Raw genomic sequence first — 10,943 nt, 5'->3', positions numbered from 1 at the left:
GATGGCACGACCGTGGGCCGTCATCGCCGGAGGTGGTACGGCCGGCCATGTCTCGCCGGGACTCGCCGTGGCGGACGCGCTCGTCGATCGCGGCGTGCCTCGCGACGCGATCCTCTGGATCGGTAGTCGCCGTGGTCTCGAGACCACCCTCGTGCCCGACGCCGGAATCGAGCTGATCGCCCTGCCCGGTCGGGGCATCCAGCGCCGCCTCGCCCCGGCGAACATCGCCGCCGTCGGCGGACTGCTGTACGCGATCGCGCGGACGGTCGTGGCCTTCGCCCGGCGCCGCCCTGCCGTCGTCCTCGCGCTCGGCGGCTATGCCTCCGTGCCCGGCGTCGTGGCGGCGATCGTGTGGCGTGTGCCGATCGTGATCACGGAGCAGAACGCGGTGCCCTCCGCCGCGAACCGTCTCGCCGCACGCTTCGCGAAAGCCTGCGCGATGCCCTTTCCCGACGGTCCGATGCCGAACGCCGTCTGGACCGGCAACCCGGTGCGGCCGGCGATCGTCGCCGTGGACCGGACACGCGATCGCGACGACGCCCGCCGTCGACTCGGCGTCGGACCGGAGCAGACCATGGTGCTCGTCATGGGGGGCTCGCTCGGCGCCCGGCGCATCAACGACGCCCTGTACGACGCGTTGCCGGCGTGGGCGGGCCGCACCGATCTCGTCGTCCACCACATCGCCGGCGCCCGCGACCACGCCGATCTGGTGACGCGCCGGCCGCTCGACGCGGGTGACCCCCTCGACCATCGACTGATCCGCTACGAAGACGACATGGCCTCGGTCTATGCCGCCACCGATCTCGTCCTCTGTCGCGCCGGTGGCAACTCGGTCGCCGAGATCGCCGTCGTCGGGTTGCCCTCGGTGCTCGTGCCGCTGCCCGGTGCGCCGGCCGACCACCAGACCCACAACGCCGCCGCGCTCGCGGCGCCGGGCGGTGCGATCGTCGTCGCCGACGCGGATCTGGACGGCGCCCGACTCCGGTCGGAGATCGACGCGCTCGTGGCCGTCCCCGAACGTCGGGCGGCGATGGCCGCCGCGGCCGCGTCGGTCGGGCGGTCCGACGCCCCCGCCGCGATCGCCGCACTCCTCGAGACGCACGCTGCTCGACCCCAGCCCGGAGGTCCCGATGACACCTGATCTCAGCCGTCCCCGCCGGATCCATGTCGTGGGCGCCGGTGGCGCGGGCATGGGCGCGATCGCCACCGTGCTGCACCGGATGGGTCATCGCGTCACCGGGTCCGACCTCAAGGACGGGCCGGTCGCCGAGCGGCTCCGGGCCGACGGCATGACCATCGCGATCGGCCACGACGCCGCGAACGTCGGCGACGCCGAGCTCGTCGCGATCAGTACCGCGATCCCGGCGCACAATCCGGAGGTGAAGCTCGCCCGCGAGCAGGGACTCGAGATCCTGCGGCGATCGGACCTGCTCCCCGCGATCTGCGCGGCCCGCCGCACGATCGCGGTCGCCGGCACCCACGGCAAGACGACGACCAGCTCGATGCTCGCGCTCGTCCTGGTCGAAGCAGGCATGGCGCCGTCCTTCATCATCGGCGGGGACGTCAACGAGATCGGATCCGGCGCGGTCTGGGACGACGGCGACTGGCTCGTGATCGAGGCGGACGAGAGCGACAAGACGTTCCTGTCCCTCGGGGCCGAGGTCGCCGTGGTGACGAACGTCGAACCCGACCATCTCGAGACCTACGACAACGATCCCGCGGTGCTGGAGGCGGCGTTCGTCGAGTTCGCGTCGGCCGCCGCCACCCGCGTCATGTGCATCGACGATCCCGGGGCGGCCCTGCTCGCCGAGCGGACCGGCGCCACCACCTACGGGACCGACGATCGCGCCGACTACCGCATGACCGACGTCGAGCCCGGCCGCAGCTCGATCGCGTTCACGATCGTCCACGACGGGGCCGAGCTCGGACGCATCTCTCTGCCGACGCCCGGCGAACACAACGCCCGCAACGCGGCCGCCGCTGCGGTCACCGCCATCGAGATCGGCGCGCCCTTCGATGCGGCGGTGCGCGCCCTCGCCCGCTTCGGCGGCGTGGCCCGGCGCTTCGAGTTCCGGGGCGAGGCGAACGGCATCACGTTCATCGACGACTACGCCCACCTGCCATCGGAGGTCGCGGCGATGGTCCACGCCGTCCGCGAGGGCGGCTGGGGTCGCGTGGTGTGTGTCTTCCAACCCCACCGCTACTCCCGCACGGCGGCGTTGTGGCAGGACTTCGGGGATGCGTTCGTCGGCGTCGACGACCTGGTGCTGACCGACGTCTACTCGGCCGGGGAGACCCCGCGGCCGGGGGTGAGCGGCAAGCTGATCGTCGATGCGGTGCTCGACCGGCATCCGTGGGCCCAAGTCGCCTACATGCCCCGTCTCGTGGACGTGCAGTCCTGGCTGGTGAACCGCCTCCGTCCGGGGGACCTGTGCCTCACGCTCGGCGCCGGCGACCTCACCGGCATCGCCGATCCCGTCATCGCCCGGCTCCGGGCCGCGGCGTGACATGAACGACGCGCTCGCAGCCGCGCTGGATCGGCTCGCGTCGACCCCCCTCGGCCCGAAGGTCGAACGTGACGCGCCCCTCGGCGCGCGCACGACCTACCGCGTCGGCGGCCCCGCGGCGGCGTTCGTGCGGATCGACGGCGATGCCGAGGCCGACCTGCTCGCCGCGGCCACCGGTGGGCTCGGACTCGACATCGTGGTGGTCGGGCGGGGGAGCAACATGCTCGTCAGCGACGCGGGCTTCGACGGGCTGGCGGTGATGCTGGGCGACGGCTTCGCGACGATCGACGTGGACGCCCACGATGTCGTCGCGGGCGCCTCCGCGAAGCTCCCCGTGGTCGCCCGCGCGACGGTCGGTGCCGGGCTGACCGGCTTCGAGTGGGCGGTCGGCGTGCCCGGGTCGGTCGGCGGTGCCGTACGGATGAACGCCGGTGGCCACGGGGCGGACATGGCCGACAGCCTGCGCGGCGCGACCATCCTCGACCTGCAGGCGGGCGTACGGCGCGAGGTCGCCGCGGCCGACCTGGCGCTGGCGTACCGGTCGTCGGCCCTCACCGCGTCCGAGCTCGTGCTCGCGGCCCGCCTGGGGCTCACTCCCGGCCCCGTCGAGGCGGGCCGGGCCGTGATCCAGGAGATCATCCAGTGGCGCCGCGACAACCAGCCGGGCGGCCAGAACGCCGGGTCGGTCTTCACCAACCCGCCCGGCGACAGTGCCGGTCGCCTCATCGACGCGGCGGGGCTCAAGGGGTTCCGCGTCGGCACCGCCGCGGTGTCGGACAAGCACGCGAACTTCATCCAGGCCGATGCCGATGGCCGCGCCGCAGACGTGCTCGCGGTGATGGCCGAGGTCCGCCGCCGGGTCGCCGACGCGCACGGCGTCGAGCTCGTCGCCGAGACGCATCTCGTCGGCTTCGACCGGGGAGCCGACTGAGCCATGGCCATCGATCCCCGGATCCGCGCCCGGCGGGTGCAGGTCCACCGCGCCGAGGGACGGCGCCGGCTGCGCTTTCTCGCGGTGGCGCTCGGCCTGGTCGCCGTGGCGGTCGGCGCGTGGGGGCTCACCCGCACGCCACTGCTCGATCTCGACCATGTCCGCGTGGACGGCGCCGAGGGCGCGGACGCCGAGGTCGTGCTCGATCGCGCCGCGCTCGTCACCGGGACGGCGATGTTCGATCTCGACCTCGGCGCGGCCGAGGCGGCGGTCGCCGAACTGGCCTGGATCAAGTCCGTGCGGGCGCAGCGTGAGTGGCCGGGATCCGTCCGCCTCACGGTTGTCGCCCGGACCGGCGTGGCCGTGCTCGCGGACGCCACGAGCGCGTTCATCGTCGACGAGGACAGCGTGGTCATCGGCCCGGCCGGTCCCGAATCCGACCTTCCCGTCGTGCGCTGGACGACCGTCGCGGCACCGGGCGAGGCCGAGCGGGAGGCGTTGCCCGCCATCGCCGTCGCCCGCGCCATTCCGGACGATCTGCACCCCTGGGTCGAGGCCGTGACCGTGGACGAGGGCGGCCTGGGCCTGGATCTCATCGGCAGCGCCACCGTCCGGCTCGGCGACGGTGGTCTGATGGAGGACAAGCTCAGCGCCGTGCGATCGGTCCTCCAGAACGTCGAGCTCGACTGTCTCGACTTCATCGACGTGACCGCCGCCGATCTGACCACCGCGCTGCGCGACGAGGTCTGCAACGCCGACAACGGCGGGGAGCCCACCGATGACACGCCCTGACGCACCCACCGTCCGCCAAACGAGGCGTAGCCTCGGATACCGTCGACCGTTGATTCGCATGTGTTCTGTGGTTGATGCAGGACTCGTGCGGCGGTCTCTCTCACCCCGAGGTCTCTCCACCGATGTCTGATCCGCAGAACTATCTGGCCGTCATCAAGGTCGTCGGCGTCGGCGGTGGTGGCGTGAACGCCGTCAACCGCATGATCGACGCCGGGTTGAAGGGCGTCGAGTTCATCGCCGCCAACACCGACGCGCAGGCGCTGCTGATGAGCGACGCCGACGAGAAGCTCGACATCGGTCGCGATCTCACCCGCGGGCTCGGTGCCGGCAGCGACCCCGAAGTCGGACGTCAGGCCGCCGAGGAGCACCTCGACGAGATCCGCGAAGCCCTGCGGGGCGCCGACATGGTGTTCATCACCGCCGGCAAGGGGGGCGGCACCGGCACCGGCGCGGCGCCCGTGATCGCCGAGATCGCCAAGTCCGAAGGTGCACTCACGATCGGTGTCGTCACGCGGCCGTTCGCGTTCGAGGGCCGCCGTCGTTCGGTCCAGGCCGAACAGGGCATCCAGAAGTTGAAGGAGAAGGTCGACACGCTGATCGTCATCCCCAACGATCGCCTGCTGACCGTGGCCGACAACAACACCTCCGTCCTCAACGCCTTCAAGATGGCCGACGAGGTGCTGCTCCAGGGCGTGCAGGGCATCACCACCCTCATCACCACGCCCGGACTCATCAACACCGACTTCGCGGACGTGCGCACCGTGATGACCGATGCAGGCAGTGCCCTCATGGGCATCGGCCAGGGCACCGGTGAGGGGCGTTCGGTCGCGGCCGCCCGTGCCGCGATCTCGAGCCCGTTGCTCGAAGCCTCCATCGAGAACGCCCGCGGCATCCTGCTCAACATCAGCGGCGGGCCCGACCTCGGCCTGCTGGAGGTCAACGAGGCGGCGGAGATCATCCACGCCGTCGCCCACCAGGACGCCAACATCATCTTCGGTGCCGTGATCGACGACGAGATGGGCGATGACGTCCGCGTCACCGTGATCGCGGCCGGCTTCGATCGGTGGGACGACAGTCCCCGCTCGGCGGCCCCGGCCATGGGCACGGCGTCGGACGGCGGCGAGCCCACCGGTGAGGTCCCGATCGCGGACGTGTTCGCCCACGACGACGGTGACGACGACGACCTCGACCTCGGCGACGACGACTTCGACGTCCCGTCCTTCCTGAAGTAGCCCCGTGTTCGAGCGGCTCCTCCCTGCGGGGCCGGCCCATCACGCGCGGGTGCGGGTCTCGACGCGCGCCGAGGGCGACTTCCACGTCGATCTCGACGCGGCCGAGCTCGCGGCCCGCCGCCAGGGCTTCATGGCCGGACCGTGGACGTGGCTCCGCCAGGTGCACGGCTGCGACGTGGTCGCGGTCGATGTCGCCGGTGCGGGCGCCGGCTCTGCCGCCGACGCGAGCGTGACCGACCAACCGGGCGCAGTGCTCGCCGTGCAGACCGCCGACTGTGCGCCGGTGGTTCTCGTCGCCGAGGGTGCGGTGGCGGTGGCCCACGCCGGCTGGCGGGGAATCGTCGCGGGCGTGATCCCGAACACCGTGGATGCGCTCCGAGCCCGCTCCCACGGTCCAGTCCGGGCCGTGCTGGGGCCGGTGGTGCGGCCCCACGCCTACGAGTTCGGCGAGGACGACCTCGCAACGGTCGCCGCCCTCGTCGGGCCGGAGGTCCGGGCCCGTACCGCAACCGGCCGTCCCGCGCTCGATGTCGCCGCCGCGGTCGCCGCATCATTGGGCGCCGCCGGTGTGGAGGATCTGCTCGATCTCGGTCTCGACACCGCGGACGATGACTGGTTCTCCCATCGCGTCCGCGGTGACGCCGGACGACAGGTCACCACCGTGACCCTGGAGCAGATCCCGTGATCGAGCCCGCCGCGGTCGCCGCCCGACTCGCCGAGCTGCGCGAGCGATTCGGTCCGCGCGCCGACGCCATCACCGTCGTCGCCGTCACCAAGGCGTTCGGACGCGACGCGGTGGAAGCGGCGGTCGCCGCCGGTGTGGCCGACGTCGGGGAGAGCTACGCCCAGGAGTGCGTGGCGAAACTCGACGGGCCCGACACCGGCGCCAACGTGCACTTCATCGGCAACCTCCAGCGCAACAAGGTGCGGCGGCTCGCGCCGGTGGTCGACGTCTGGCAGAGCATCGATCGGCCCAGCCTCGTCGACGAGCTGGCGAAGCGGGCCCCGGGGGCGCGCGTCATGGTGCAGGTCGACATCTCCGGCGAGCCGCAGAAGGGCGGTTGCGCACCGGAGACGACCGGCGAGCTCGTCGCCCGGGCCGTCGACAACGGCCTCGACGTGGTGGGGCTGATGGGCGTCGGCCCGATCGGCCCGCCGGAGGACGCGCGGCCCGGATTCGCGCGCCTGCGGTCGCTCGTCGACTCGCTCGGACTCGCCGAGTGTTCGATGGGGATGAGTGCGGACATCGACGTGGCCGTCGAGGAGGGGACGACGATGGTCCGGGTCGGCACGGGCCTGTTCGGTCCACGGCCGCTGCGCCGGTGATGACCTGGGGGGATGCCGGAATTCGCGGTGGTCGGGGAGCTAGCCTTCGGGAGACAGGAGAGATGAGCATGTTCAAGAAGGCGCTGATCTATCTCGGGCTCGGCCCCGACGAGGAATACGAGCAGTACGACGAATTCGCGCCCGCCGGCGGCCCGGCGGCGGAGGAGCAACGTCCGGTCGTGCGCGCGGTGAGCGAGCCCCCGGCCCGGCCGGGGAGTTCGACGGTGCGCGCCATCCCCGCGACCCCCTCGGTCAACACCGTGCGGGTCGTCCCCGCCGACGGCGGCAGCGGTGCGGACGCGGCGCCCGCGGTCACCCCGAAGCCCGCGCCGGCGACACCCGCACGGGCCTCGGCCAACGAGACCCCGTCCGCCATCCGCATCGTCGACACCGCGCCGAGCAAGCCCCACGCCGTGACGCCCACGTCGTTCAACGAGGCGCAGGGGATCGGCGACCGGTTCAAGTCGGGCCAACCCGTGATCGTCAACCTCCAGGGGGTCGAGCGCGACCTGCGGCGGCGCCTCGTCGATTTCGCCAGCGGCCTCTGTTATGCGCTCGGCGGCAAGATGGACCGTGTGGCGGATCAGGTGTACCTGCTCAGCCCGGCCGACGTCGAGGTGTCCTCTGACGAGGCCCGGCGCGTCCTCGACTGACCGGAGCGCGCCATGGGCATCGTCTGCACCCTGATCATCCTCTACATGGTCGTGCTCGTCGCGCGTGCGGTGCTCACCTGGTTCCCCATCGATCCCGACGGCGGGATGGCGGCGGTCGCCGGTTTCCTGTTCATGGTGACCGACCCGGTTCTGGCCCCGCTGCGACGCACGTTGCCGCCGTTGCGGATCGGTTCGGTGGCGCTCGACCTGTCGTTCATCGTCGTGATCATCGGGCTCCAGATCCTGCTCAGCATCATCTGCTGATCGGCTGCGACGAGGCTCCCCGATCCGGTCCGGTCCGGGGTCTACGATCGCCGCATGGACGAACTCTCACCCTTGTTCCAGGAGATCGAGTTCCACGAGCGACTTCGCGGATACGACCCCGATGAGGTCGACGCCTACGTCGACCGGGTCGCCCGCGCGGCGGCGGTGCTGCGCGGACGACTCATCGAACTGCAGGAGCGCGTGGACGCGGCGGAGTCGCGCTCCCACGGCGGCCCGTCGATCGGGGGCACCGAGGCCGAGGAGACCCTGACCCGCACGCTCGTGCTCGCCCAACGCACCGCCGACGCGGCGATCGCGGAGGCTCGTGAGGAAGCCGACCGCATGACCGCGGACGCCGCCACCAGCGCCCAGGCGATCGTCAGCGCAGCCGAAGCGGACGCCCAGGTCACCCTGCGCGAGGCGCAAGCCGAAGCCGCGGCGACGATCCGCGACGCCGAGGACCGAGCCAGCCTGACCCTCGCCGAAGCCGAGACGGATCGCCGAACCATCCTGGCCGAGGCCGAGGTCACCGCCCTCGAGGCCGCATCCGGGGAGCGCGACCGTCTCGCCGCCGAGGTCGCCGAGCTGCAGGACTACCGCGCCTTCCTCGCCGACGACATCGAGATCCTCGAACGCCATCTGGCCGACGAACGCCATCAGCTCACGGCGTCGTTGTCCGCCCTGACCGACCTGCTGGAGTCGCCCGACGCCTTCCGCTCGTCGCGCCCGCCCGAAACGAGTGGCGTCGAGGTCGACGCCGACCGGCTCGAGGCCATCGGCGCCACCTTCCCCGAGATCGCCGACCCCGAGATCGCCGACTCCGAGGTGGCCGCCGTCCCGGTCGAGGCGGCTGCAGTCCCGGTCGAGGAACCGGAGCCGGTCACCGAAGAGCCGGACGAGCCCGTCGAGGCCGAGGTCGCGGAGCCGGTCGCCGAAGCGCCGGTCGAGGCCGAGATCGTCGAGCCGATCGAGGAGGAGGACGAGGTCGTGTTCACCGATGTGACCGCGGCCGCGGACACCGAGGACGAGCCGGCCACGATCGACCTCGTCGACCCCGAGCCCGACGAGCCGGCGCTCGTCGAAGAACCGCTCCTGGAGTCGATCGACCTGGACGCGCCCGATGACGACGGTGGGGCGGGAAGCTGGGACGACGAACCGGCATGGGCCGACGAGCCGGTCGCCTATGCGGGCCGACTCGAGTCCCGCCTCGAGGCGCCGGAGGCGAGCCCGCCCCGTTTCGTCACGGCGGCCGACCTGGACTCGGTGAACACCGGTTCCACCCTCGCATTCGACGACGGAGGCCCGGCAACGGCTCCCGTGCCCTCGGTGGGTGATCTGATCGACGCGGCGCCGATCGCCGAGGAGGCGTCGCTGTTCGCCGAGACCCCTGAATCGACCGAGGAGGATCCCTTCCTCGCCCAGTTGCGCGATGCCATGGAGGGTGAGGTCGTTGCGGTCACCGACGACGATGCGCTGACGGCGTTCTTCGACCAGGAAGACGACGACGGCGGGCGTTCCTGGTTCGGACGCCGCCGCTGATCCCACGGCCCCGCGGGGTGGTGGGAAATACCATCCGTCGGATTTGTTGCGCCGCCACCTAAACTCATCGCTTCGAACCGGGGCGACGGCGTCGGCTCGTGGGCAAGGAGCCGAGATCATGGCGACGGCGAAGAAAGCAACCAAGAAGGCCGCCAAGAAGCGCGCCGCCAAGAAATCCACCAAGAAGACGGCGGGCAAGGCGCCGGCGAAGAAGGCCGCGGCCCGGAAATCGCCGGCCAAGGCCGCGAAGAAGGCCTCGGCCAGCAAAGCCACCACGAAGGCGCCGGCCAAGGCCGCCAAGAAGACCACGACGAAGTCCACGAAGAAGACCACGACGAAAGCGGCGAAGAAAAAGGTGACCAAGAAGGCCGCGAAATCACCGTTCGGCGCGAAGTTCATCGGCGAGATGAAGGAACGGCTCCTCGCCGAACGGGCGAAGTACCTCCATTCCGCCGAGGAGTACCGAGCGGAAGCGGACGCGCTCATCGAGGCGCGCGAGCCGGGCGACGTCCAGTTCGACGAGGAATCGGGCGAGGGCGACACGCTCGCGGTCGAACGCGAACGGGGTCTGGCGCTGTCCGCGCAGGCCCGGGCCGCCGTCGAGCAGATCGACGCGGCCCTCGACCGCATCCAGGCCGGCACCTACGGCGTCTGCGTCAAGTCCGGTCTGTCGATTCCCCAGGAACGGTTGCGGGCGATTCCCTGGGCGGCCGAACGCGTCGAGTACAAGGTCGGAGGGCTCGGGCGCCTCTAGCCCGAGCGCGCGGTCTCGCACCCATGCGTCCGCGACTCGACGAGACGATTCCCGAGGCGTTGGCCGACGAGCGGATCGACCGCGTGGTCGCCATCATCTGCGACCTCAGCCGGTCCGTGGCGGCGAAACTCATCGACGAGGGCGCCGTCCGGCTGGACCAGCGGAGGGTGACCGCGGCGGCGACGCGCGTCGCTGCGGGGCAACACCTGGCCGTCGAGCTCCCGGAGCCGGTCGATCCGCGTCCGACGCCCGATGCCGACGTGGCGTTCGCCGTCCGCCACGAGGACGAGCACGTGCTCGTCGTGGAGAAGCCGGCCGGACTCGTCGTCCACCCCGGGGCCGGCAACGAGGACGGCACCCTGGTGAACGGCCTCGTCGCTCGGTTTCCCGAGATCGCGGGGGTCGGCGAGCCCCATCGGCCCGGCATCGTGCACCGCCTGGACCGGGGTACGTCCGGCCTCCTCGTCGTCGCCCGGACCGAGGCGGCCTACACGGAGCTCGTGCGCCAGATGTCGGCCCATGAGCCCGAACGCATCTATGTCGCGCTCGTGTGGGGTCACCCGGACAACGATGCCGGCGTGATCGACGCACCGATCGGGCGCTCGCCCCGCCACCCGACGCGTATGGCCGTGAGCCAGCAGGGGCGCCCGGCCGTCACCCACTATGCCGTCGACCGTCGGTTCGATCTTCCCCGCCCGACCGCCTTGCTGACCTGCCGACTCGAGACCGGACGAACCCACCAGATCCGCGTGCACCTGCGCGCCATCGGCCACCCGGTCGTCGGCGACCGCGACTATGACGGTGGTCGACCCGGGCTCGATCCCGGACGACCGTTCCTGCACGCCCGCGAGCTGCGCTTCGCCCATCCGGTGACCGGCGAGCAGATCAGTGTGGTCGCGTCGCTCCCGGCCGAGCTCGAGGCCTGTCTCGCGACGTGCTCGTAGG

12 protein-coding genes are annotated in these 10,943 nt (G+C 71.7%); all 12 read left to right on the top strand.

Going from position 1 to position 10,943, the window contains the following annotated elements; all coding sequences use genetic code 11:
• Position 1 precedes the first annotated feature (1 nt).
• The 12 genes from murG (at position 2) to R8F63_07785 (ending at position 10,942) form a co-directional block, all read left to right on the top strand.
• A complete protein-coding gene (murG, locus tag R8F63_07840) occupies positions 2-1,141 on the top strand; it encodes an undecaprenyldiphospho-muramoylpentapeptide beta-N-acetylglucosaminyltransferase (GenBank protein MDW3218513.1) in 1,140 nt (379 codons plus the stop codon).
• Positions 1,131-2,507, top strand: a complete 1,377-nt coding sequence (gene murC / locus R8F63_07835; protein ID MDW3218512.1) for a UDP-N-acetylmuramate--L-alanine ligase — start codon at positions 1,131-1,133, stop codon at positions 2,505-2,507. The genes murG and murC overlap by 11 nt, the downstream gene beginning before the upstream one ends.
• A 1-nt stretch (position 2,508) precedes the next feature.
• On the top strand, positions 2,509-3,438 hold the full coding sequence (murB, locus tag R8F63_07830; GenBank protein ID MDW3218511.1) for a UDP-N-acetylmuramate dehydrogenase: 930 nt from the start codon (positions 2,509-2,511) through the stop codon (positions 3,436-3,438).
• 3 nt (positions 3,439-3,441) lie between these two features.
• Positions 3,442-4,230 (top strand): FtsQ-type POTRA domain-containing protein, encoded by a 789-nt coding sequence (locus R8F63_07825; protein MDW3218510.1) that lies wholly within the window; start codon positions 3,442-3,444, stop codon positions 4,228-4,230.
• Between the two features lie 122 nt (positions 4,231-4,352).
• Positions 4,353-5,462, top strand: coding sequence for a cell division protein FtsZ (gene ftsZ / locus R8F63_07820; GenBank protein ID MDW3218509.1), 1,110 nt, complete (start codon positions 4,353-4,355; stop codon positions 5,460-5,462).
• Positions 5,463-5,466: 4 nt separating this feature from the next.
• Positions 5,467-6,147: a laccase domain-containing protein gene (locus R8F63_07815; protein MDW3218508.1), complete on the top strand. Its 681-nt coding sequence runs from the start codon at positions 5,467-5,469 to the stop codon at positions 6,145-6,147.
• Positions 6,144-6,788 carry a YggS family pyridoxal phosphate enzyme gene (locus tag R8F63_07810; GenBank protein ID MDW3218507.1) on the top strand — a complete coding sequence of 215 codons (645 nt, stop codon included), beginning with the start codon at positions 6,144-6,146 and terminating at the stop codon, positions 6,786-6,788. Before R8F63_07815 ends, R8F63_07810 begins: the two co-directional genes overlap by 4 nt.
• 62 nt (positions 6,789-6,850) lie before the next feature.
• Entirely contained in the window at positions 6,851-7,441 is a 591-nt protein-coding gene (sepF, locus tag R8F63_07805; GenBank protein ID MDW3218506.1) for a cell division protein SepF, read from the top strand.
• Between the two features lie 12 nt (positions 7,442-7,453).
• Positions 7,454-7,705 (top strand): YggT family protein, encoded by a 252-nt coding sequence (locus R8F63_07800; GenBank protein ID MDW3218505.1) that lies wholly within the window; start codon positions 7,454-7,456, stop codon positions 7,703-7,705.
• Positions 7,706-7,759: 54 nt separating this feature from the next.
• Positions 7,760-9,244 (top strand): DivIVA domain-containing protein, encoded by a 1,485-nt coding sequence (locus tag R8F63_07795; protein MDW3218504.1) that lies wholly within the window; start codon positions 7,760-7,762, stop codon positions 9,242-9,244.
• Positions 9,245-9,362: 118 nt separating this feature from the next.
• A complete protein-coding gene (locus tag R8F63_07790; GenBank protein ID MDW3218503.1) occupies positions 9,363-9,998 on the top strand; it encodes a hypothetical protein in 636 nt (211 codons plus the stop codon).
• A gap of 23 nt (positions 9,999-10,021) precedes the next feature.
• A complete protein-coding gene (locus R8F63_07785) occupies positions 10,022-10,942 on the top strand; it encodes an RluA family pseudouridine synthase (GenBank protein MDW3218502.1) in 921 nt (306 codons plus the stop codon).
• The last annotated feature ends 1 nt before the right edge of the window (position 10,943 follow it).

The organism is Acidimicrobiales bacterium (genome assembly GCA_033344915.1).
Lineage (GTDB): Bacteria > Actinomycetota > Acidimicrobiia > Acidimicrobiales > Aldehydirespiratoraceae > JAJRXC01.
The sequence above is the reverse complement of the archived record's forward strand: the minus strand, read 5'-3'. Positions and strand labels throughout refer to the sequence as shown.